The organism is Mannheimia granulomatis (genome assembly GCF_011455695.1).
Lineage (GTDB): Bacteria > Pseudomonadota > Gammaproteobacteria > Enterobacterales > Pasteurellaceae > Mannheimia > Mannheimia granulomatis_A.
In genome coordinates this window covers 475,978-496,244 of sequence record NZ_CP015030.1, presented here as the reverse complement: position 1 = coordinate 496,244, position 20,267 = coordinate 475,978, and the positions used below count along the sequence as shown (strand labels likewise).

Below are 20,267 nucleotides of genomic sequence, written 5' to 3'. Positions count from 1 at the left end.
TTTATTCTTTACTTCTTGTTATTTATCGCATTAACAATAAAACAGCCTGCACCAATGACAGCAAAGACTAAACCGATAACACAAAACACCGTTGCGTGGGTGCCATTGATGATATAATTATAAGCATCGCCACTAACGTAAGCATTTTTTCTCAGGCTTTCTGCGGTTGAATTATAATAAACGAAAAGTTTATATAGACCTAAACCAATAGAGAAAAATGCAGCAAGGTAGCTTAGCCACCCCCACGTCAATAGATTAGAATTTTGAGTTTCTAGTTTTTGAATTTGTGTGGTTTCTTCCATTTTCAACTCCTCATATTTAAAAGTAAATTATTGTCCACAACCAATCATTTTCCCTGATGGGGTAACAGTACAACGATTACCATCGCTATCCTCTGAATGACATCCTTTATCATCACACCATGATTTTATCAAATATGAATTTCCCTCACTATCTTGAGAATAGCAGGTATTACCTTTACATCCTGATTCTACCGAGTAGTTATTCCCCATAGTATCATAGGATCCTACTTTAGTTGTACCGTCAGATTGTGTAATGGTTTCGGTACAAACTCGATATTCACCTTCTCCAAAACATTCTGTTTTGGCAATAGATGACATTGATAATGTTCCCATTAATACCGTCAGAGCGATTTGTGCTGCCAGCTTTTTCATAATAACCTCTAAATATCATTTAAATGTTATATAAATATACTATATATTGATAAATAAAAATGAGATCTTGACCACAAAAATAAAAAATACTATTATACATTCCATAGGCGTCGAAACCTTAAAGAAACAAAGCGGTATCCGCACCCGTCAGACAAGCGGTTTTTTTGTGTCTAAATTTTGCGATCTTTTTCTTGCCATTAGAGAAGGATTGTATAGGCTCAATGTCGAGAGGGCGGAGAATACAATACCCGAAAGGGGAATAATCCCGGCTGTTCTTTGTTTCAGTTTTCGAACCTCTCGGCTACCTTAAGTTAAACTTAGGGCTAAAACTTCGAAATAAAAACAAAGGAGTCAATTATGACTAATCAAATCTCTACTCAAACCCAACTCTCAACCTTCAATTTTGAAACTCATTCTATCCGTGTAATTGCAATCAATAATGAACCTCGGTTTAACCGAGAGTATCTCAAAGCAAGTTCAAGAGGTAAATTTAGTCAGCGAAAGCGGAATGTACACACTAATTCTCCGTTGCCGTGAAGCCGTGAAAAAAGGTTCAGTGCCACACCGTTTCAGAAAATGGGTAACTTCAGAAGTTTTACCCCAAATTCGCAAAACCGGGCAATACAGCACACAAACACAATTAACCTTGCCTGATGACCAACTACCACTCTCATTGCGTAAGAAAAAATACTCAAAAGAGCTCACGGAAGAGCAATGGCTAAGATTCGCGTCAATGTGGTTCGCACTTTACAACAATTTAGAATTGTTGAGAAAAATTCATAAACCGCTTGAAATGCTTGGTTCACGCCACGGCATAGAAGCCTATACCCACGTAACAGAATACCAGACCACTCTTGGAGCGATGAAAAGACTTCTTGAACCACTCTTAGAAGAATTTGATGTCGATCCGAAAGAAGAGGCTCACTACCATTTAGCCCTGCAAACCTTACGAACCTATAAACCTCAAGGCTTAGGTGGAATAGTCCGAATTTAATTCGCAAAAAATTAATGAAATCTGACCGCTTGTGAAACATCAAGTGGCGGATTTCTACACGCAAAATTTGGTTGAGGTGCATTATGCTGAAATATGTATTGATATTTTTTCTCTGTGTTGGCGGCTACGTATTAGATTTAGATAACGACTGTGATGGACATTATTGTGGCGGACGTGTTCAAATGATTAAAAAAGATTGACAAGGTCGCCCTAAAAGTATAGGATTTATGTAATCCTTGCGATTATTGCAAGTGCATTACGCAACACTATTGTTACAGCCCTGATTGGTTTACCAGTCGGGGCTTTTTTATTATCACGGTTTCATTGGAGGTTTAAAATGAACGAGTGCAAAAATATTCCCACATATTCAAAGCCTTTAGATAAAGGTGAAAGTATCCTTTATAAATCATTCTTTCCAAACTTAAATCTGGCTACAACTAAGGAAACCAGTATTGCTACACAATGCTATAACTGTGTCGCTTGGACTTTAGGTGTTACTGATGATTGGCTATGGCCTTTATATCATCCATATCTTACAGATAAAGATACAACCTTAGCGGACTTTGATAGATTTTATCAAGAGGCCGGGTTTACAAGAGTATCGAATATAAATGAGGCTCATATTATTGCTTGGGGAAATACATTACCAAATGGCAAGTTATATATGACGCATGCTTGTATTGCTTATCCTCAATCAAAACAATGGGAGTCGAAATTAGGTGCTTACATTCGCATAGCTCATGATTTAGACGGATTAAAAGGCGAATCTTATGGACAACCTGTAGCATATTATAAAAAATCAGCCGGTGAAGCAGTACAGCAAAACCGCCCGAAACTACAAAGACAACAGCCTACCATTACTCATTCAGACCTGATAAAACTTAGTAAAGCACTGTCTTTATTATCTAAGAATGTAATTCATGATTTTGATACATTGTATGAAAATTGGATTCAGTTTTGGCAGGATTCGGCAGATAAAAACTCACTGCTTAGCTCTAATCCAGTTGCACGGAAACAATCAACCACATACAAAGAGCTTATTCAGTTTGGGCAAAAAAATAACATTTTGCCATTGCTTATTCTTAGACTTTATGTCGGTGATTATTGGGCTTTATTAGCTTATGATGAGCTTCAATCAACAGAAAGCCTTAAAGTCTTCCATGGTACAGAATGCCATGTTTTGGAAGGACAACATGGTAGAGCACGCCGAACAGTCAAGAAATACATAGATTCATTGACATAAAGCAGTTCAGTGATAAGACCCTTAAACAGGGTCTTTTTTATTGCCTCAAGAAAAGGAGGTAAGGTATGGATAAAATGTTTAAAGACCCTGGAAATCAAAGTTACTGGTGGGCTGGCATTGGCGGTTTTTTTTCGCTGATGTCCGCTCAAGAAATCTTAGCACTAATCAGTTTAGTTATTGGTGCAATTACCGCTATTGTGAACTTGGTGGAAAAATATCAGCTTAGAAAGATTAAACGCCGTGAAGAAGAGCGAGCTGAGCAGATCCATCAGTTAAAAGTGAAACGTTTAGAAAAAGGGCTTGATGATGAGTAATAGATGGGGAACCTTAAGTAAAATCGGTGGTGCTTGTTCTATATTAACAATGATAGCTGTCATGATTACAAATTACGGTGATGAATTCCGAACGAGTATTGATGGATTAGAAATTATTGGTAATGCAGAGGGATGTCGTCGAGAACCTTATAAATGCCCCGCTGATGTTTTAACGGTTGGTGTAGGTAGTACAGCAGCTAGTGGCGAGCCTATTGATGCAAAGAAAATTTACTCAGATATTGAAATCGCTCGCTGGTGGAAAAACGATATTGTAATTGCTGAGCGTTGTGTAAATCGTTTTGCGAACGGTAAACAAATGCCACAATCTGTTTTTGATTCGACGGTATCTATTACTTTCAATGCTGGTTGTGGAGCGTTATCAAAATCCACTCTCTTTCGTAAAGCAAATTCCCAAGATTGGAAAGGCGTATGTAATGAATTACCCCGTTGGGTATATTCGGGAGGTCGTAAACTGAAAGGGTTAATTATTCGCAGAGAAAAAGAAAAAGCATTGTGTTTATCAGATTTATAAGATTAGTGGTGCGGTTATGGGAGTAAGTAAATTAGATGGCGTAAGCGTGTACAAAAGAGCCTAAACCGCACCGCTACTTAAGGTGGTGTTTATGTTAGATGGATTCACGAAGGCGATTACTTTTATCGTGGTCGGCTTGGCGGTCATAGTGTTGAGTCTAGGCGGTTGGATTTTCTACCAGTCTCAAACAATCAATGAACTGAATGCAGAAGTTAAGGTAAAGGATTCGTTGATTGCTGAGCAGGGAGCTGTAAACCAAGAGTTGACAGTTCAACTGGAAGCGGAAAAGCAAGCGGTCGAAAATCAGCAAAAGATTACAAATGCATTAAAAGCACAAATGGAAACGGAGCGTGAGAATGTTAAGACAGTGCTTATTAAAGAGCCATGTGGCAGTGTTGCTATGCCTGGCGCTGTTATCGACAGCATTAAGCGGTTGCACTCGGTCGGTGGTCACAAAGACTAATTATTTATATCCGCCAGCGGCTTATTTAGTATCGTGCGAACGGACAGAGTTTAGTGGCAAAACGTATGCGGATGCAATTGATTACTTGATGATTGTTATCAAGGAACGTGACTTATGTGCGAGTCAAATCGACCGCATTAGAGAGTGGCAGGCACAAACCAAACAAGGGTTTAAATGACTAGGTGCTGATGAATGATGTGCCACTATAAATGGGAGCTTAATTGTTCCCTTTTCTATTTGTGTTGCATTACTTAGTTATGCTTTTGATTATATCAAGATCATAACTAAGCAATGTGTTCTATTAACAAAAGGATTACTTATGATTATTAAATTGAAATTAGGTTCGTTAGTTGTGTTATCACAAGTTAAACAAGCTACCATCGCATACGCTGGCTCTGATGGTTATCAAACCGCAATTGAGCAAGCCCTAAGGTTTACTTGATGAAGACAAAGGCAAGCCCTTTGAAACTGTTCTCCACTTCCCTACTGTTTATGCCGATGAGGAAGGCAAAGAAGAGGTATGTCCTGAACAGATTGCAACCACAGTACGTTCCGATGGTGTGAGTGGTAAGCCTGTTGCCGTGGTATTAATTCCAGATGATAACGTGCTTGGCGAGCTACAATCTATTTTTATTTATGAAACAGATTATGCGGAAGTGCTTACTGATACAGGTACTACGCTAAGTAAAGTAAAAGCTAAACGTTATCAATAACTTATTATGCCAGCTAGAATCCCCAAAGCCTGTCGCAAGCAAGGCTGCAAGCATACAACAACTGATCCGAGTGGGTATTGTGATACACACAAGGCTTGCGGTTGGCAGCGACACCAACAAGGTAAAACATCATCGCAACGTGGTTATGGCTCACAATGGCGAAAGCTAAGAGCAATCGTACTAGAACGCGATAAGCATTTGTGCCAAGCCTGTTTACAGCGAGGTTTGTATGTGTCAGCTTCAACTGTGGATCATATTGTTGCTAAGGCTCACGGTGGCAATGATGATTTATCCAATCTACAAAGTTTGTGTTATTCGTGCCATAAAACGAAAACCGCACGAGAACGATTAGCATAGATTGTTAGTGGGGAGGGGTAGGAAAATCTCTACAACCTTTCGCCTTGGAAACCGCTCCCTGAACTCAATTTTTACAACCGCGAAATTAAAAATTTAGGGTAAACGCCAAATGACAGGAAAATCAACAACGCCGGGGCGAGGAAGAAAACCCACCCCGACGAAAGTGAAAGAACGTCGAGGCAACCCCGGGAAACGAAAACTAAATCAGAACGAGCCTGAATTTAGCCCATTTAATGAAAACAGCCCACCACCGCCCCAACTTAATGAAGATGGTCAGCGAATGTGGGCTTTTCTTTTGAAAGAACTATTACCTCAAGGCGTACTGTTTCAAACGGATCTTGAGGTTGTTGCTAACTACTGTATTGCCTATCAGAACCGAAATTCAGCCTGTAAAGATATAGATAAATACGGCACATTCGTAGAAAACAGCAATGGCGGACTATCCAAAAATCCGGCATTTACTGTACTAAATGAGGCACTAAAACAGATGACAACATTTGGCTCTCTGCTTGGACTTGACCCAAGCAGCCGCCAACGCCTAACCGGCAAAGCAGACGAACAAAACATCAACCCATTTGCGGAGTTATTACAATGACGGACAATATCAAAAAAGCGACTAAATACGCCAAAGATGTTGTCGCAGGTAAAATCCCCGCTTGTCGATTTATCGTGAAAACGTGCCAACAATTTTTAGATGATTTAGAGCAACAACAAGCGGTTAAATTCCCTTACTTTTTTGATGAAGTGAAAGCGGAAAAAGCCTGTAAGTTCATTCAATACCTACCGCACACCAAGGGTGAATGGGCATTGAAACGCCAAAACATCACACTTGAACCGTGGCAACTGTTTATCGTAGCAAATGCCTTTGGCTGGCTACGCAAATCTAACAACCTTCGTCGCTATCGTGAAATTTATGTCGAAGTGCCGCGTAAAAATGGTAAATCGGCAATTTCTGCCGGTGTAGGCTTGTATATGTTCTGTATGGACAATGAATTTGGTGCTGAAGTCTATTCAGGTGCAACCACCGAAAAGCAAGCGTGGGAAGTATTCCGCCCTGCTCGCTTAATGTGTAAGAAAACCGATCTGCTCTGCTCTACTTTTGGCATTGAAGTAAATGCATCAAATCTTAACCGTCCAAGTGATGGTTCCCGATTTGAACCGCTGATCGGCTCACCGGGTGATGGTGCATCACCAAGTTGTGCCATCGTGGACGAATACCACGAACACAAAAATGATGAACTTTACACCACAATGCTCACCGGTATGGGAGCAAGAAAACAGCCGCTGATGTTTATTATCACTACCGCTGGCTACAACATCGAAGGACCGTGCTACGACAAACGCCGAGAAGTAATTGAAAAACTCAACGGAGCAATCCCAAATGACGAACTATTCGGCATTATCTACACCATTGATGAAGATGATGATTGGACAGACGAAAGCGTACTTCGTAAGGCGAACCCCAATTTTGATGTATCGGTGTATGGCGATTATCTGATTAGCCAACAAAATAAAGCAATCAACAACGCACGACTTACCAACACCTTTAAAACCAAACACCTAAACGTATGGGTATCGGCAAAAGAGAGCTTTTTCAATATGGTAAGCTGGGAAAACTGCAAAGACGAAAGTCTCAGCCTCAATGATTTCCAAAATGACGAGGTTTATTTAGGGCTAGATATGGCTCGCAAACTCGATATGAACTCGCTCGTTAAAGTATTCAGCCGAATCATTGATGGTAAACGCCATTACTACTGCATTTCTCCTGAATTTTTTGTGCCGGAAGATACTGTTTACGACACCGACACAGCGTTAAAACGTGTAGTCGATAAGTACCAAAAATGGGTAAACAGCGGACATCTAACCGCAACAGACGGTGCAGAAGTGGATTATCGCGAAATCGAAGAAGTCATCAAAGAAACCAACCACCAACACAGAGTGTCTTGTGTGGCGATTGACCCACACGGAGCGATTGCGATCAGCCACAATTTGGCGGACGAAGGCTTAAACCCGATAACCATTACCCAAAACTACACAAACCTCTCCGACCCGATGAAAGAGTTGGAGGCGGCTATCGAAAGCGGACGTTTCCATCACGACGGCAACCCGATTATGACGTGGTGTATCGGTAACGTTGTCGGTAAAACTGTACCGGGTAATGATGACGTGGTTCGCCCGATTAAAGAAATCCCAGAAAACAAAATTGACGGAGCAGTTGCCCTAATGATGGCAATCGGTCGCATTATGTTGAACGTGGACGATAACTTTTTCCCTAATGAGGTATTAACGCTATGAAAAATCTGATTTTAGATCTGTTAGGTTTAACAGGTTTTGGGCTCTTGTGCTATGGCTTATACCTCAAATATGGATTAGAGGTGACATTAATGACAAGTGGTGCGTTGCTACTGCTACTGGCTATTTTTGCCTCAGGAGGTAAGCGGTGATTTTTGACAAACTTTTTACCACTCGCTCACTAGAAAACCCAGCTGTTCCATTAAGTGCAGAAAATGCTTATGAAGAATTATTTGGCTCACAGCCAACAAAAACCGTTAGCCCCGATCTCGCAATGAAATTGTCGGCGGTTTATGCTTGTGTCTATGTGCTATCTAGTTCCATTGCACAACTACCTCTACACGTTAAGCGTAAAAGTGGCAGCAAGGTAGAAACGGAGCGAGAACACCCCACATATTATTTGCTCCACGACAGCCCTAATTTTTGGCAAACCTCATATAAATTGCGTGAATATGCCCAAAGTGCGGTGCTACTGTATGGCAATGCATACATTCACATCGTACGGAATAAAAATGGGACAGTGCAGTCTCTCGAATCGCTTGAACCATGGAAAGTTCAGCTACTGAAAAATGGAGGTCGCCACGTTTACGGCTATTACGATGATGACAAAACATTGAGCATTTCGCCCGATGATATGATTCACATTAAATCACTTGGGCCGTCAATCAAAACAGGCAAATCCGTCATTCAAACGCACGCCGAAACTATTGGCTTAGGCTTAGATGCACGCAAATTTGCTAGTAGTTTTTTTGGCGGTAATGCACGCCCCGCAGGGATTTTATCGGTAAAAACACCTATCAATAGCAGTTCTTGGACGAATTTCAAAGCGATGTGGCAAGAGGCACAAAATAAGCTGCGAAGTGAAGAAAATAAAACTATTTTTCTTCCTGCTGAACTTGATTATAAAGCCTTAACAGTTTCCCCTGTTGATACCGAACTACTCTCAATGATGAAACTCAACCGCTCAGAAATTGCCGGTATTTTCAATGTACCGGCTCACATGATAAATGATTTAGAAAAGGCGACTTTCTCTAATATTTCCGAGCAAACTATTCAGTTTATCCGCTATAGCATAATGCCGTGGGTTGTAAATTGGGAGCAAGAACTTAATCGTAAAATATTTACTGATGCAGAACGCAAAGCAGGTTATTTCGTCAAATTTAACCTAGCCGGCATTATGCGTGGTACAGCAGCGGAACGAGCAACGTTCTACCACAATGCTATCACCGATGGCTGGATGTCACGCAACGAAGCACGCCAACTGGAAGATATGAACCCGGTTGAGGGATTAGATGAAATGCTTGTCAGCGTGAATGCCGCCCAACAATCTCAACAAAACAAACAACAGGAGAACAGCAATGAGTGATATTGAAAAACGCTCCTACGCTGGCGAAGTACGAGCCGAAAACCGAGAAAACGAGCCAACGCACATTATCGGCTACGGCTCAGTATTCAACTCAAAATCAGAAGTAATGTGGGGTTTCCGTGAAATCATTATGCCAGGGGCCTTTGATGATGTTCTAGAAGACGATGTCCGGGGTTTATTCAATCACGATCCAAACTTCATTCTTGGTCGAAGCAAAGCTGGCACACTAAGCCTTTCTGTCGATGAAACAGGCTTAAAATATGACATCATCGCCCCCGACACCCCTACCATTCGTGATTTAGTTATCGCCCCACTAAAACGCGGCGATATTACCCAATCATCTTTCGCGTTCAAGATCGCACGCAATGGTGATGATTGGTACGAAAATGAAGATGGCATCATCATTCGGGAAATTCACAAAATTTCACGTCTGTATGACGTTAGTCCGGTAACTTATCCGGCTTACCAAGAAGCCAGCAGCACCGCTCGTTCCCTTGAAGCGTGGAAAGAGGCAAGAGATTCAGGAGCAATCGCAAAAGCCGTTTCACAAAAAGCCGCACGAGAACGATTTTTGAGCCTGATTAGTGCTTAAACCAACAAAATTTTTATCAATACGAGCCACATTCTTGTGGCTTTTTTCATTTAAGAGGAAACCAAAATGGCTAAATTACACGAGCTACAAGAAAAACGCCGCAATATTGCGGTTCAAATGCGTCAATTAAATGACGAAATCGGAGAAAAAACGTGGACGGACGAACAACGCACTAAGTGGGACTCAATGAAACACGAACTGGGTGGCGTAGAGGCACAAATTGAGCGTGAAGAATCGTTACGTTCAACCGATGCACTCTTTGTGGAAGAAAAACGTGAAGAGCAAGCGAAAGATCCGGTATTAGATACGGAAGCAAAACGCTCACAAGCATTTGATTCATTCCTACGCCGTGGCTTGGGTGAGTTAACCCAAGAAGAAAAACAGGTAATGGCTGAACTTCGAGCTCAAGCTGCCGGCACAGATAACAAGGGCGGCTATACCGTGCCAAAAGAAATGCAAGCTCGTATTGTGGAAAAAATGAAAGCCTATGGCGGTATTGCAAGCGTAGCTCAAATTCTTAATACGGCAGATGGTCATCCGATTATGTGGGCAACCGCAGACGGCACAGCAGAAGAAGGTGAATTAATCGGGGAAAACGTAGCTGCAACCGAGCAAGATGTAGAATTTGGTTCTGCTGAATTGGGTGCTAAAAAACTTTCTTCAAAAATTATCCGTGTATCGAATGAATTACTACAAGATTCAGGGGTAGATATTGAAGCATTTTTAGCAAGCCGTATTGCTCAACGTATCGGACGTACGGAGGCAAAATATCTTATCCAAGGTACAGGCTTGGGCACACCGGCACAACCGAAAGGCTTACAGGCTTCGGTGACTGGTGTCACACAAGCAGCGGCGGCCACTGCTGTAGCATGGACAGATTTAAACGCTTTAATTCACTCAGTTGATCCTGCATACCGCAATGTAGGTACTACTCGCCTTGCGTTTAACGACAACACATTGAGAGCATTAAAAGAAATGGTGGACGGTCAAAAACGCCCATTATGGTTGCCTGATATTGCAGGTGTTGCACCAGCAACTATTTTAGGTCAGCAATACGTTATTGACCAAGGAATCGCAGACATTGCTGCCGGTGCAAAATTTGCGTACTTCGGCGATTTCAGCCGTTTCATTATCCGCCGAGTGTCGGGTATGACATTACGCCGTTTAGTGGAACGCTACGCAGAGTTTGACCAAGTCGGTTTCCTAGCATTCCACCGTTTCGACTGTGTGCTTGAAGATACCGCTGCAATCAAATCTTTAGCCAGTAAAGGCTAATCACTCTACACAGGGAGAAAAACTATTCTCCCTGTTTCTATAAGGTAAAGCAATGAACATTACTCTAGAAGAAGTCAAACAACAATGCCGTATCGAACACGAACTAGAAGACGATTTGCTCAATGGCTATCTACTTTCAGCCCGCAAAACAGTAGAAAACCTGACAAATCGCCAACTATTTGATGAATTGCCCGAAGAGCCACCGGCAAATGCGTTACTGCTGAAGGAAGACATCAAGTTGGCGGTATTGATGCTCACGGCATACTTGTATGAAAACCGTAGTGGTTGGAACGAAGCGAATAACTCACCGAATTTTGCGATTCCGCCAACAGTCGAAATCATTATTCAGCCTTATAAATTTCTCACGCTCTAACAAGCGGTCGAATTTCCCTAAACATTTACAGTAAGGAAAATTATGAACATCGGCAAACTTCGTCATCGTATTATTATCCAGACGCAACGCCAACGCCCAAGCGGATATGGTGCAGTCGTTGCTGAATGGCACGATCTACACACCGTTTGGGCGGAAGTAAAACCGATTTCTGGGCGAGAACTGATTTCAGCAAATCAAATTCACGCTGAGGCAACAGTGCAAATTTGGTTACGCTACCTGCCAAACCTTGATCACACAATGCGGATTAAGTTTGGCGCACGCCTATTTGAGATTGTAGCAATCCAAAACTGGCGAGAACTAAACCGAAGCCTCTTACTGCATTGTAAGGAGCTGACGAATGGCAACACTTAACGTCAAAGTCGAAGGGCTAAAAGAGCTGGGGCAGAAAATGCAACAGCTTGGTAGAAAAGCTGCCAACCGCATTGCAGTGAAAGCTATGCGACAAGGTGGAACGATTGTGCGAGATACGGCACGAGCCAAAGCCCCTGTTTTGCAGGAAAATGTACCCCATCGAAAGAAAGGCACGTTGAAAAAGGCAATCACGGCTCGAACTAAAATCAAAAATGGTAAAACCGAAACCATTATTTGGGTAAAAAAAGCCAGCCAAAATCAGATCAGTCGTTTCAAAGGCAAGAGCGGAAAAGGAGGGGCTTACAACCCTAACGATCCATACTACTGGCGGTTTGTGGAATTTGGTACAAGTAAAATGGCAGCCAAACCATTTATGCGACCGGCATTTGAGCAAAGCAAACAGCAAGCAGCAAAAGCGATCACCGACACGCTCCGCACCGAAATCCACAAGGAGGCAACTTCTTGATCCAATACAAACTCTACTCCGCCCTGAAATCGCTTGTTTCGGGGCGTTGTTTTTATGAGGTTATTCCCGAAACCAACACGGAATACCCTGTGATTGTGTATCAATTTCCTAATATATCGCCCAACTCCGCCCTAATTGACTGTGACATGGACGATTACACGGTGCAAATTGATATTTACAGTCGCAATCCTGATGATATTTTTCGACTGCGTAAAAAAGTGATAGAAGCAGTCGAAGATTCTTTTAATTTTGCCGAACGAGTATCAGATTTCAGCGATTACGAAGCAGAAACCCAACTCCATCGGCGAATGTTTACTTATCAAATAGCTTATGAGGACTAAACTATGGCTAAAACTACCCCATTTAAAGGCACTAAATTCCGCATTGGCGTAGGCAAGGAAGGGCAAAAAGCAATTACTGCAATTACCCTTGCTACAGCTACATTAACTATCGCTAGCTCAGGCTACAATAAAGGTGATGCGATTGAAATTACCGGCTGTGGCCAACTTGACGGCGTTTACCCTGTTTTATCGGTAACAGGCGATCAGGTTAAACTCTGTGAAGAAGTGAACTGGGAAGGTAAAGACCTACCAAGTAGCTACACACAAGCCAAAGCCGCACGAGTACAATTCTCTGCCCAATTCTGTGCGATCAAAAACATTGAAAAATCGGACGATACGCTTTCTACCGAAGATGTAACGACGGTTTGCTCCGAAGGCACAGAAACCGAACCAGGTGAAATTGAATTTGGCTCTATCAAGCTGAATTTCTTCCACAGCCCAAGCCACGAAATGCAAAAACGCCTGCGTAAATTATTCTATGAAAAAGCGACCTTTCCATTCAAACTTGAATTGCCGAATGAAAATGGTACAACCTATGGTACAGGCTTTATTGAAGCTGGTAATGGTTTCTCCGGCGAAGTCAAAGGCAAATACGAAGGCTCTGTTTCAATTAAACCTGCAGGCCGAGACTATTTGCTAATCTAGTTGCAAATTTTATCTAGAAACCGACCGCTTGTTATTTCTACAAACGGTCTTTTTACATCAGAATTTTACTAAAGGAATAATCTATGACGCTACGCGATAAATTATTATCAAACAAACCGGCTCTGCGTGAAATTAACATCAATGGTGAAAAATATTTCCTACGTGATTTAACAGTCGGAGAAACCAATAAACAAATTTTTGGGCAACGTCAGCATTTAATACAATTAGCTCAAACACAAGGTATTGAACTAAATTTTGAGGATGAAGACGAACTACAAGCTACTTTGCGTAATGTATATGACCCATATTCATTGCCTCGAGCGATTGCTACTCGATTATGTGATGAAGATGGTAATAATCTGTTTAACCCAGAAAGCGAAGATGACTTAATTGCTATATCTAAACTAGACGGTAGTGTTTTTGAGGCTTTTAGTGCTGCAGTGGCAGCGGGTGAGCCAAAAAACTTAGCGAGCGAAGAAAGTTCCAACTAACACACTCTCTCGCATTAGGTAAAACACTGGAAGAAATCGAACAGATGCCCGAATGCCACTTTGCTGAATACCAACTCTTCTATCAAGAGCAACCTTTCGGCCTATGGCGGGAAGATTACCGTCAGGCTCAGCTCTCACATTTAATGGCAATGATTAACCGTGATCCGAAAGGCAAAGCTCCCGAATTGTCAGACTTTATGCCGTTTTTTAATCGTGTTGATGAAGATGATGACTTAGTTGATGACGGAGTGGCAGAGTATTTGAATAAAAGAAAATAATGCAGGATATTACTTGAATTTTAGGAGAAATTATCTTATTTTAGCATAAGTATATTTTAGTTATTTTGAAGGAGGCACAATGGTTAAATATCTCATATCATCAACGACTAATGCTGTTTGGATTTTATGTAAATTATTTGCTTTATTTATTGTGACTCCTTATTTTCTTTTTATTACAATCCCACAAATGTGGTCTAACGGTACTTTCGGAGATATTCTATTTGCAGCAATACTTATTGGCGTATTTGGTTATTATCTCATTATCGCTGTTTTAAATGGCATTATTAAATTTTGTGACTATCTATTAAAGCCACGTTACTAAGTCAATAAATTTGCTATTTTGTTTTATAAAGCTCACCATCGGTGGGCTTTTTTTATGGGAGAAAAATGATGTCTTCTCTTGGACAACTCAACATTTATCTCAGTTTGGAGGCTATACAGTTCCAACAAGCTCTTGGTAAGTCAGAACAGCAGGCACAAAAGTTTGCCAAGAATTTTCAGGTTGATTTAGAAAAAACTAAAAATGCTGCGAAACAATTTTCGAATCGAACAGTTAAATACTTAGGTAATATAGAAAATGCAGCTAAGAATATCAATACTGCAACTAAATGGGAATTTAAGCTAAATAATCTTGAACGACTACGTAATGCTGCAGGTCAATTATCACAGTTTTCTGATCGCTATACCGAACTCGGTAATAAACTCAAATTAGTCACTGAAACCGAAACACAACACGCCCGAGCTATGGCTGATGTGTACGATATTTCGCTCAAAACGGCACAATCGACTCAAGCTACATCGTCTGTTTATCAAACATTCGCACAAAATTCCAAACAGCTCGGGATTTCACAAACAGAGGTTGCAAAGCTGACAGAAACAGTCGCTAAATCGGTAGCTATATCAGGAGCAAGCTCCGCTACTGCCTCAAATGCATTAGTGCAATTTAGTCAGTCGCTATTAATGGGCAAGATGAAAGCCCAAGAGTTTAACTCGTTGATGACCCAAACGCCATCAATAGTTCAAGCGATATCCAAAGGCTTAGGTATTACTACTGCTGAATTTAAAGCAATGGTCGATAACGGCGAAATGTCCGCTGAAAAGATGATTGAAGGCTTAAAGAAAGCAGAAAGTTATGTAAACGGACAATATAACCAAACGGCAACAACAATAAGTGGTGCAATGCAAAATCTTTCTACTGCAACTGAAAAGTGGGTGGGCGAAACGGATCAAGCATTAGGGGTATCACAATCAGTTGTTAATGTATTAGGGTTGCTTGCAGATAATTTTGATATTGCTGCACGTGCTGTAACAGTTTTGGGTATATCATTTGCTGGATTAAAACTCGGTTCATTTTTACAAGATCAAGCAAATGTAGCAATTGGGGCAATTAAAAATGCTCAAGCAACCGTGACTGAAACAGCAGCTAAAAGAGAAAAATTTGTTGTAATGGCTCAAGAAACTCAAGCAACGTATGCTAATACCCTTGCTCAGTATGAAGATACTAAAGCAAAACAGGCTGATGTTGTTGCAACACAGGCACAAATTCAAGTAGAGCGTCAAAAATTGCAAATTCAGTCTCTCTCAGCAGTGAGTTATACCGAGAGGAAGGTTATTCAACAGCAGTTGCAGCAATTAAATCGTGTCGAACATGAATTGAGCCAAAAGCAAATTTTCTTGGATCAGCAGCAACAAGTAGCAAAAAATGCGTTAAAAGCAGCTTATTTAGAAAATACCGTCGCACAATCAGCTTATGCTGTCAGTACTCGGGCAACGAGTGCCACAATGGTTCTTTATCAAGGTATTGCTGCAGGTGTTCGAAATGAAATGAATATGCTCAAAGCTGCAGTATTGTCTAACCCGTTGATGACTTTAGTCACTATTGCCACAACCGCTAGTGCTGCATTATGGGGATTATCTGAAAGTAAAAAAGCAGCCCGAGAAGAAGCACTACGATATGCAGACAGTTTAGACTCTGTTCGAGCTAATATCGAGAAAATGACTAAGGCTCAGACTGATGCCGAAATGGTTAAATTGTCTCGTTCGATCAAAGAACAGGAAACAGCATTAGCTAGTCTGAAACAACGCCAAGCTGAACTTACTCGTGAAATTGAGCAAGGTGCGACGGTTTATGAGGATGCGTTTGCTGGCACTGTGCGTGTTACAATGAGTGCGGAAGAGCTTGCGAAAAAACAAGAAGAGCTGAAATTAGTGACCGCAGATACTGAAAAAACTCAAAGAACCTTGAACTCTAGCTTAGAGGCTCAAGAAGCCTTAAAAGCCCATATTCCAATCGCTAACCTACGAGAGGAATTTGTCAAATTATATCCTCACATTGACGAAAGCCAAATCAAAATTGATGGATTAAACCTCTCTATTGGTAACTTTACTGTCAAATCTCCCGAAATGGTGATTGCTGCGAATAATATCGCTACTGCACTTGGCGGTGTTGCCGGTGAAGCTATGCGAGCAGCGGTAATGGTGGCTAATTTATCCGGTATGGGGCTAAATATTGGCGAAGGTGCTGTTGTATCTGACAAGGCTCAAAAATACATTGACCGCTTAAATAAACAAACCAAAATCAGCCAATTAAAACGAGATGGCAAAACCGATGAAGCCAATAAGCTACAAGCGGAGCTTAATCTTGAGGGGCAAGATTTTACCGGGTTAGATTATCAAAAAGCCTATGAAGCTCAATTAGCAAACCTGAAAGAAAGTAGTATCAAAACAGGTAGTAAAGGCAGTAAACCTAAGAAAACCAAGGCAGAAAAAGAGGCAGAAAAAGCGGCTAAAAAGCAACAGCGTGATGCGGAACGCTCTGCGGAAAGTTATCAAAATCAAGTGGCGGAGATGACAAACCGTTTAGCTGGTCTAAAAGCGAATGCCGCAGATATTGCCGTTTTCGGTCAAGTTTCCGACTACCAAGAAGTCCGAAAACTAACAGAAGATATTGCGATCAACGCTGAAAAATACAAAGGTTACGGTGAGCAAGGTGTCGCAAGGCTTAAAGAGTTAGCCGGTCAGTTAGATTCCGCCCAGCAACAGGTAGCCATTTCTCAATTTACCTACAATAATGGTGAAAAACTCAAAGCAATGGAGTTTGAATTAACCTTGCTCGGTAAAACTCGCCAAGAGCAAGAGCTAATGCAGTATAACCACGAGTTAGATCTTGAGGCAGCAAGGCTCAAAATTGGTATGACGGCTGAAAATATTGCCAAATTAGATGAAGAAATCGCTAAGCTCAAGGAACGTCGAGCCGAAATCCAAACTCAAACAGAGCAATCTCGAGGTAGCTTTAAACAAGGTATGCTAGAAGGCTGGAATAATATTGAGACTGATGTCAGCAATGTAGCAGCAAATGTTGCTAATATTACCCAAAACACCTTTGACGGAATGGCTGATAATTTGACTAATTTTGTGATGACCGGTAAAGCCGATTTTCGCAGTTTTGCTAATTCTGTATTATCCGATCTTAGCAAAATGATCATCAAAATGATGTTATTTAATGCTATCAAGCAAGGAGCAACTATGTTGTTCGGTTATCAAGGACCAACAACTACAATTGATGGTAATGCTACCTATGGATTAGGCACTTGGGCTACTGGCGGCTATACCGGCGACGGTGGCAAATACACCCCGGCAGGCATTGTCCACAAAGGTGAATATGTTCTTACCAAAGAAGCCACTGCACGTCTTGGTTTGGATTATCTCAACTATCTTAACTATGGTAAGCGTGGTTTTGCTTCCGGCGGTGGTGTAGCGGTGCCAAGAGTACCATCATCATCTTATCAGCCTAAATCTGCTCAAAGTAGTATTAGTGTACAGGTTATCAATAATGGTGAACCAGTAGATGCCAAAGTGAGCCAAAAACAGCAAGGCGAGCAAACGCAAATTACCGTTGAGTTAATGCGTAAAATTGCCCGACAGGAAGCAAACGGTATGATCCAAAATAACTTCCGAGCAGGAGGAGTATTTGCCTAATGGAAACATTAAAATGGTGTGTACGCACTGATTTATCGGTTGAAAATAACCCCGAAATAATGGAAGTTAAATTCGGGGATGGTTATACGCAACGCTCTCCTAAAGGGTTGAATAATCTGTTGCGAACCTATACCGGCACAATCAAAGTGAAGAAAGGGAAACATTTAGCGGTAGAGGCATTTTTTGCCAAACATCGAGGTGTCTCCCCTTTTTTCTTTAAAGATCCATACACACAACAAAACAAAAAAGTAGTGTGTAGCAGTTGGCCCGCCAAAATGGTTGGCTTAAACCATTGGGAATTTAGTGTAACTTTTAAGGAAGTGCCATAATGCCTGTTAGTATCTCAAATCAAATGAAGCTCGATCTTGCCAAACTTGAGCAAAATGCAATGCTGGATTTGTACGAGGTGGATTTACGCAATCTAAAAGATAAAAGCGGTAATGCCGGTAGTGTTTACCGCTTTTACTCGGGACTCAATGAGCTGAAAGCTAGTGTAGTATGGCAAGGTAGAACTTACGAACCTTACCCGATTGAAGCAAGTGGATTTGAGCGAAACAGTAGCGGACCCAGCAACCGCCCTACCCTAACGCTATCTAATCTATTTGGCTTGGTAACGGGTATTGCTAACCAGTTTGATGAGTGCATCGGAGCTATTGTGCGGAGACATCAGGTTTACGCTCAATATTTAGATGCGGTTAATTTTGCCGGTGGAAATCCAAAGGCTGACCCAAATCAAGAAATTATCAGCCATTTTGTGATTGAGCAACTCTCTAGTCTCACTCGTGATACGGCAACCTTTACGCTAGCATTACCGATTGAAACCGATAATGCTAAAATCCCAAGCCGACTGATTATGGCGGACACCTGCACTTGGATTTATCGCTCGGCTGAATGCGGTTATACCGGCAAGATGTATTTTGACGAAAAAGACAAGCCAACATCTGACCCCAAAGCGGATAAATGCAGCCATTGCTTAAACGGTTGTAAACTACGAGGCAATCAGCGTAATTTTGGTGGCTTTGTATCAGTAAATAAATTGGGGTAAACAATGGAATTGGAACAACAAATCATCGACTATGCTATCAAACACGAACCGCACGAAATATGCGGTTTTGTTGTTTTTGACGAGACAAAAAATCTATTTATACCTTGCGAAAACCAAGCGGAAGACAAAGCCAATTACTTTGAAATATCCGATTTGGATTACATTAAAGCAGAAGAGCAAGGTGAGCTAGTGGCGGTGGTACATTCGCACCCCGAGCCAAACGGAAAGCCTGTGTTATCAACCCTAGACCGTAAAATGCAGGTACAAACAGGTTTGGATTGGTGGTTAGTGCATAATCAGCAAATCCACAAATTTCGCAATGTGCCGCCGCTCATTGGTCGTGAGTTTAAACACGGTATGATGGACTGCTACACGCTCTATCGTGATGCCTATATGTTGGCAGGTTACGAGATGGACGAATTTGAACGGCACGATGACTGGTGGCATACCGGGCAAAATCTCTACTTGGATAATATCCAAGGGCAAGGCTTTGAGAGAGTGGAAACACCACAAATCGGAGATGTCATTTTAATGCAAGTTGGGGCTGATGTGCCGAACCACGCAGCGATTTATATTGGTGAACAAATGGTAATCCACCATAGCCCGAACCGTTTGTCTAAACGGGATTTATACGATGGCTATTGGTTACGCCATACTCACAGTATTTGGCGGCATAAATTGGCGGATAAGTTAGATTTTGACGGCATATTTAATGATATAGGAGAACAATATGAAATTTAGTAAATATCAATTATTAGTTAATAAGATCTGCTTTATTTGTGGTAAAAAAGATTGTCCACAAATGAAAAAGAGTAAAGACTACAAAGACTTTTTGGATGCTTTAGAAAAAGGGGATATTGATAAAGCAGATAAAATATATAATATGAAGTTTTCACAGTTTTCTAAATCTTTTGGTCATGAAATGGAAAAGAATTTAGAGAAAAATCGTATACCTCCTATTTATCAGGGAGTTCCATTTGATTCTTTTGACTTATATCAGCATTATTCTTATGGTAATGGAGAGGCATTAAATCTTTCATCTGTTGGATTAAGTAATAAAATTCGTCCTCTAGTGAATAAAGATAAAGCATTTGGTAAATCCAATGGAAGTATAGAAAGCCGCTTTATTTCGCAATATAAAAATGAAGGACGCACATCTTTCTCCAATGCTTATGATTTTACAAAAGAAGCATCGGGTATTGCAGATCCGTTATGGGCGTTAGGAACAGCTACCATTAGTGGAGAATTGAAAGATATACAAACTTTTCCCGGTGGTATTGCTAGGGGAAATATCCATTATAATATCAGGGACAGATTCACTGACCCATTTGATACATTTAATTTTACTAAAGGAGAATGGAACCCAAATGGAACACCTTATATTATTCAAGATAGCTGGATAAAACCGGTACGATTTTCGATAGACAAGAAGATAAAAATAACACCTTAATTATGATAGTAAT

General features: G+C 41.2%; 31 protein-coding genes. 29 read left to right on the top strand and 2 right to left on the bottom strand.

Annotated features, from left to right (window positions below; translation table 11 throughout):
• Positions 1–8: 8 nt before the first annotated feature.
• Entirely contained in the window at positions 9–302 is a 294-nt protein-coding gene (locus A4G16_RS02385; RefSeq protein ID WP_165888542.1) for a hypothetical protein, read from the bottom strand.
• A gap of 27 nt (positions 303–329) precedes the next feature.
• On the bottom strand, positions 330–674 hold the full coding sequence (locus tag A4G16_RS02380) for a hypothetical protein (RefSeq protein ID WP_165888541.1): 345 nt from the start codon (positions 672–674) through the stop codon (positions 330–332).
• 357 nt (positions 675–1,031) lie between these two features.
• Between A4G16_RS02380 and A4G16_RS02375 the strand changes: the two genes are divergently transcribed.
• The 29 genes from A4G16_RS02375 to A4G16_RS02240 all read left to right on the top strand — a co-directional run bounded on the left by A4G16_RS02375 (position 1,032) and on the right by A4G16_RS02240 (position 20,254).
• Positions 1,032–1,211 carry a hypothetical protein gene (locus A4G16_RS02375; protein ID WP_165888152.1) on the top strand — a complete coding sequence of 60 codons (180 nt, stop codon included), beginning with the start codon at positions 1,032–1,034 and terminating at the stop codon, positions 1,209–1,211.
• Positions 1,183–1,668: a P22AR C-terminal domain-containing protein gene (locus tag A4G16_RS02370; protein WP_237052384.1), complete on the top strand. Its 486-nt coding sequence runs from the start codon at positions 1,183–1,185 to the stop codon at positions 1,666–1,668. Before A4G16_RS02375 ends, A4G16_RS02370 begins: the two co-directional genes overlap by 29 nt.
• A 337-nt stretch (positions 1,669–2,005) precedes the next feature.
• Positions 2,006–2,911, top strand: coding sequence for a DUF7689 domain-containing protein (locus A4G16_RS02365; protein ID WP_165888540.1), 906 nt, complete (start codon positions 2,006–2,008; stop codon positions 2,909–2,911).
• A gap of 65 nt (positions 2,912–2,976) precedes the next feature.
• Positions 2,977–3,225, top strand: a complete 249-nt coding sequence (locus A4G16_RS02360) for a hypothetical protein (RefSeq protein ID WP_207951339.1) — start codon at positions 2,977–2,979, stop codon at positions 3,223–3,225.
• Positions 3,215–3,757 (top strand): lysozyme, encoded by a 543-nt coding sequence (locus A4G16_RS02355; RefSeq protein WP_165888539.1) that lies wholly within the window; start codon positions 3,215–3,217, stop codon positions 3,755–3,757. Before A4G16_RS02360 ends, A4G16_RS02355 begins: the two co-directional genes overlap by 11 nt.
• A gap of 91 nt (positions 3,758–3,848) precedes the next feature.
• On the top strand, positions 3,849–4,220 hold the full coding sequence (locus tag A4G16_RS02350) for a DUF2570 family protein (RefSeq protein WP_165888538.1): 372 nt from the start codon (positions 3,849–3,851) through the stop codon (positions 4,218–4,220).
• Positions 4,114–4,398 (top strand): Rz1-like lysis system protein LysC, encoded by a 285-nt coding sequence (lysC, locus tag A4G16_RS11035; protein ID WP_420704460.1) that lies wholly within the window; start codon positions 4,114–4,116, stop codon positions 4,396–4,398. Before A4G16_RS02350 ends, lysC begins: the two co-directional genes overlap by 107 nt.
• Positions 4,399–4,539: 141 nt before the next feature.
• The gene (locus tag A4G16_RS11010; protein WP_257792999.1) at positions 4,540–4,662 is read left to right on the top strand and encodes a hypothetical protein; all 123 of its coding nucleotides are present in this window, start codon (positions 4,540–4,542) and stop codon (positions 4,660–4,662) included.
• Between the two features lie 118 nt (positions 4,663–4,780).
• On the top strand, positions 4,781–4,933 hold the full coding sequence (locus A4G16_RS10935) for a hypothetical protein (RefSeq protein ID WP_237052383.1): 153 nt from the start codon (positions 4,781–4,783) through the stop codon (positions 4,931–4,933).
• 6 nt (positions 4,934–4,939) lie between these two features.
• Complete coding sequence (locus tag A4G16_RS02335; RefSeq protein WP_165888536.1) at positions 4,940–5,290, top strand: HNH endonuclease; 351 nt, start codon at positions 4,940–4,942, stop codon at positions 5,288–5,290.
• A 109-nt stretch (positions 5,291–5,399) separates the two neighbouring features.
• Complete coding sequence (locus A4G16_RS02330) at positions 5,400–5,885, top strand: phage terminase small subunit P27 family (protein ID WP_165888535.1); 486 nt, start codon at positions 5,400–5,402, stop codon at positions 5,883–5,885.
• The gene (locus A4G16_RS02325; protein ID WP_165888534.1) at positions 5,882–7,585 is read left to right on the top strand and encodes a terminase large subunit; all 1,704 of its coding nucleotides are present in this window, start codon (positions 5,882–5,884) and stop codon (positions 7,583–7,585) included. The genes A4G16_RS02330 and A4G16_RS02325 overlap by 4 nt, the downstream gene beginning before the upstream one ends.
• Positions 7,582–7,734 (top strand): hypothetical protein, encoded by a 153-nt coding sequence (locus A4G16_RS02320; protein ID WP_165888533.1) that lies wholly within the window; start codon positions 7,582–7,584, stop codon positions 7,732–7,734. Before A4G16_RS02325 ends, A4G16_RS02320 begins: the two co-directional genes overlap by 4 nt.
• A complete protein-coding gene (locus tag A4G16_RS02315; protein ID WP_165888532.1) occupies positions 7,731–8,948 on the top strand; it encodes a phage portal protein in 1,218 nt (405 codons plus the stop codon). Before A4G16_RS02320 ends, A4G16_RS02315 begins: the two co-directional genes overlap by 4 nt.
• Positions 8,941–9,540, top strand: a complete 600-nt coding sequence (locus A4G16_RS02310; RefSeq protein WP_165888531.1) for an HK97 family phage prohead protease — start codon at positions 8,941–8,943, stop codon at positions 9,538–9,540. Before A4G16_RS02315 ends, A4G16_RS02310 begins: the two co-directional genes overlap by 8 nt.
• A gap of 66 nt (positions 9,541–9,606) precedes the next feature.
• Complete coding sequence (locus tag A4G16_RS02305) at positions 9,607–10,815, top strand: phage major capsid protein (RefSeq protein ID WP_165888530.1); 1,209 nt, start codon at positions 9,607–9,609, stop codon at positions 10,813–10,815.
• A gap of 52 nt (positions 10,816–10,867) precedes the next feature.
• Entirely contained in the window at positions 10,868–11,188 is a 321-nt protein-coding gene (locus A4G16_RS02300) for a head-tail connector protein (RefSeq protein WP_165888529.1), read from the top strand.
• 42 nt (positions 11,189–11,230) lie between these two features.
• Positions 11,231–11,560, top strand: coding sequence for a phage head closure protein (locus tag A4G16_RS02295; protein ID WP_165888528.1), 330 nt, complete (start codon positions 11,231–11,233; stop codon positions 11,558–11,560).
• Entirely contained in the window at positions 11,547–12,026 is a 480-nt protein-coding gene (locus tag A4G16_RS02290; RefSeq protein ID WP_165888527.1) for an HK97-gp10 family putative phage morphogenesis protein, read from the top strand. Before A4G16_RS02295 ends, A4G16_RS02290 begins: the two co-directional genes overlap by 14 nt.
• A complete protein-coding gene (locus A4G16_RS02285) occupies positions 12,023–12,367 on the top strand; it encodes a DUF3168 domain-containing protein (RefSeq protein ID WP_165888526.1) in 345 nt (114 codons plus the stop codon). Before A4G16_RS02290 ends, A4G16_RS02285 begins: the two co-directional genes overlap by 4 nt.
• 3 nt (positions 12,368–12,370) lie before the next feature.
• A complete protein-coding gene (locus A4G16_RS02280; RefSeq protein ID WP_165888525.1) occupies positions 12,371–13,012 on the top strand; it encodes a hypothetical protein in 642 nt (213 codons plus the stop codon).
• Between the two features lie 83 nt (positions 13,013–13,095).
• A complete protein-coding gene (locus tag A4G16_RS02275) occupies positions 13,096–13,503 on the top strand; it encodes a hypothetical protein (RefSeq protein WP_027074911.1) in 408 nt (135 codons plus the stop codon).
• A gap of 44 nt (positions 13,504–13,547) precedes the next feature.
• Entirely contained in the window at positions 13,548–13,781 is a 234-nt protein-coding gene (locus A4G16_RS02270) for a phage tail assembly protein T (RefSeq protein WP_165888524.1), read from the top strand.
• A 79-nt stretch (positions 13,782–13,860) separates the two neighbouring features.
• On the top strand, positions 13,861–14,103 hold the full coding sequence (locus A4G16_RS02265; protein WP_027074913.1) for a hypothetical protein: 243 nt from the start codon (positions 13,861–13,863) through the stop codon (positions 14,101–14,103).
• A 68-nt stretch (positions 14,104–14,171) separates the two neighbouring features.
• Complete coding sequence (locus tag A4G16_RS02260) at positions 14,172–17,759, top strand: phage tail tape measure protein (protein ID WP_165889882.1); 3,588 nt, start codon at positions 14,172–14,174, stop codon at positions 17,757–17,759.
• Positions 17,759–18,088 (top strand): phage tail protein, encoded by a 330-nt coding sequence (locus A4G16_RS02255; RefSeq protein ID WP_165888523.1) that lies wholly within the window; start codon positions 17,759–17,761, stop codon positions 18,086–18,088. Before A4G16_RS02260 ends, A4G16_RS02255 begins: the two co-directional genes overlap by 1 nt.
• A complete protein-coding gene (locus A4G16_RS02250; protein WP_165888522.1) occupies positions 18,088–18,804 on the top strand; it encodes a phage minor tail protein L in 717 nt (238 codons plus the stop codon). Before A4G16_RS02255 ends, A4G16_RS02250 begins: the two co-directional genes overlap by 1 nt.
• 3 nt (positions 18,805–18,807) lie before the next feature.
• Entirely contained in the window at positions 18,808–19,545 is a 738-nt protein-coding gene (locus A4G16_RS02245; RefSeq protein WP_165888521.1) for a C40 family peptidase, read from the top strand.
• A complete protein-coding gene (locus A4G16_RS02240) occupies positions 19,535–20,254 on the top strand; it encodes a preprotein translocase subunit YajC (RefSeq protein ID WP_165888520.1) in 720 nt (239 codons plus the stop codon). Before A4G16_RS02245 ends, A4G16_RS02240 begins: the two co-directional genes overlap by 11 nt.
• Positions 20,255–20,267: the final 13 nt, after the last annotated feature.

Bases quoted from the DNA above. Each gene is read 5' to 3' on its own strand.
- A4G16_RS02320 (WP_165888533.1), top strand. From the start codon at position 7,582: ATGAAAAATCTGATTTTAGATCTGTTAGGTTTAACAGGTTTTGGGCTC.
- A4G16_RS02325 (WP_165888534.1), top strand. From the start codon at position 5,882: ATGACGGACAATATCAAAAAAGCGACTAAATACGCCAAAGATGTTGTC.
- A4G16_RS02250 (WP_165888522.1), top strand. From the start codon at position 18,088: ATGCCTGTTAGTATCTCAAATCAAATGAAGCTCGATCTTGCCAAACTT.
- A4G16_RS02335 (WP_165888536.1), top strand. From the start codon at position 4,940: ATGCCAGCTAGAATCCCCAAAGCCTGTCGCAAGCAAGGCTGCAAGCAT.
- A4G16_RS02280 (WP_165888525.1), top strand. From the start codon at position 12,371: ATGGCTAAAACTACCCCATTTAAAGGCACTAAATTCCGCATTGGCGTA.
- A4G16_RS02350 (WP_165888538.1), top strand. From the start codon at position 3,849: ATGTTAGATGGATTCACGAAGGCGATTACTTTTATCGTGGTCGGCTTG.
- A4G16_RS02300 (WP_165888529.1), top strand. From the start codon at position 10,868: ATGAACATTACTCTAGAAGAAGTCAAACAACAATGCCGTATCGAACAC.
- A4G16_RS02375 (WP_165888152.1), top strand. From the start codon at position 1,032: ATGACTAATCAAATCTCTACTCAAACCCAACTCTCAACCTTCAATTTT.
- A4G16_RS02270 (WP_165888524.1), top strand. From the start codon at position 13,548: ATGCCCGAATGCCACTTTGCTGAATACCAACTCTTCTATCAAGAGCAA.
- A4G16_RS02370 (WP_237052384.1), top strand. From the start codon at position 1,183: ATGTACACACTAATTCTCCGTTGCCGTGAAGCCGTGAAAAAAGGTTCA.
- lysC (WP_420704460.1), top strand. From the start codon at position 4,114: ATGTTAAGACAGTGCTTATTAAAGAGCCATGTGGCAGTGTTGCTATGC.
- A4G16_RS02380 (WP_165888541.1), bottom strand. From the start codon at position 674: ATGAAAAAGCTGGCAGCACAAATCGCTCTGACGGTATTAATGGGAACA.
- A4G16_RS02355 (WP_165888539.1), top strand. From the start codon at position 3,215: ATGATGAGTAATAGATGGGGAACCTTAAGTAAAATCGGTGGTGCTTGT.
- A4G16_RS02310 (WP_165888531.1), top strand. From the start codon at position 8,941: ATGAGTGATATTGAAAAACGCTCCTACGCTGGCGAAGTACGAGCCGAA.
- A4G16_RS02360 (WP_207951339.1), top strand. From the start codon at position 2,977: ATGGATAAAATGTTTAAAGACCCTGGAAATCAAAGTTACTGGTGGGCT.
- A4G16_RS02245 (WP_165888521.1), top strand. From the start codon at position 18,808: ATGGAATTGGAACAACAAATCATCGACTATGCTATCAAACACGAACCG.
- A4G16_RS11010 (WP_257792999.1), top strand. From the start codon at position 4,540: ATGATTATTAAATTGAAATTAGGTTCGTTAGTTGTGTTATCACAAGTT.
- A4G16_RS02305 (WP_165888530.1), top strand. From the start codon at position 9,607: ATGGCTAAATTACACGAGCTACAAGAAAAACGCCGCAATATTGCGGTT.
- A4G16_RS02385 (WP_165888542.1), bottom strand. From the start codon at position 302: ATGGAAGAAACCACACAAATTCAAAAACTAGAAACTCAAAATTCTAAT.
- A4G16_RS02275 (WP_027074911.1), top strand. From the start codon at position 13,096: ATGACGCTACGCGATAAATTATTATCAAACAAACCGGCTCTGCGTGAA.
- A4G16_RS02365 (WP_165888540.1), top strand. From the start codon at position 2,006: ATGAACGAGTGCAAAAATATTCCCACATATTCAAAGCCTTTAGATAAA.
- A4G16_RS02295 (WP_165888528.1), top strand. From the start codon at position 11,231: ATGAACATCGGCAAACTTCGTCATCGTATTATTATCCAGACGCAACGC.
- A4G16_RS02265 (WP_027074913.1), top strand. From the start codon at position 13,861: ATGGTTAAATATCTCATATCATCAACGACTAATGCTGTTTGGATTTTA.
- A4G16_RS02290 (WP_165888527.1), top strand. From the start codon at position 11,547: ATGGCAACACTTAACGTCAAAGTCGAAGGGCTAAAAGAGCTGGGGCAG.
- A4G16_RS02255 (WP_165888523.1), top strand. From the start codon at position 17,759: ATGGAAACATTAAAATGGTGTGTACGCACTGATTTATCGGTTGAAAAT.
- A4G16_RS02240 (WP_165888520.1), top strand. From the start codon at position 19,535: ATGAAATTTAGTAAATATCAATTATTAGTTAATAAGATCTGCTTTATT.
- A4G16_RS02260 (WP_165889882.1), top strand. From the start codon at position 14,172: ATGTCTTCTCTTGGACAACTCAACATTTATCTCAGTTTGGAGGCTATA.
- A4G16_RS02330 (WP_165888535.1), top strand. From the start codon at position 5,400: ATGACAGGAAAATCAACAACGCCGGGGCGAGGAAGAAAACCCACCCCG.